At 55.7% G+C, this 307-nt stretch carries 1 protein-coding gene; it reads right to left on the reverse strand.

Annotated features, from left to right (window positions below):
* A partial coding sequence (locus H4O21_RS25240) for a fibrinogen-related protein (protein ID WP_220495927.1) occupies positions 1-307 on the reverse strand: 307 nt, incomplete at both ends.

The raw sequence follows: 307 nt of genomic DNA on the forward strand, positions 1-307 counted from the left end.
ATCAAAAGCGATGTTGCCAAAACCGCGTCGATATTCGTCCCAGCGCCGTCCGAAGTCAACGCTGCCGTCCAGCCTGTTCTGGATCAGAAGCCATCCTCCGTTCTGGGTGGTCTGATCACAGTAGACCTTGTATGGAGGGTAGAAGGCGTCGGGCTGGATCATGTACATCTGGGAGTCTTTTCCTCCACGGCGGAAGATGTCCTCACACTCCTTACCGGACACCACTGGGATGGGACACTTGGTCTTGCAGGGTTCTTTGCACTCCTCTGTCTGGGCCTGGATGGCCTTCTCCAGCTTCTGGATCTTC

It is taken from the genome of Oceanospirillum sediminis, from assembly GCF_014164585.1.
GTDB classification, from domain to species: domain Bacteria; phylum Pseudomonadota; class Gammaproteobacteria; order Pseudomonadales; family Halomonadaceae; genus Oceanospirillum; species Oceanospirillum sediminis.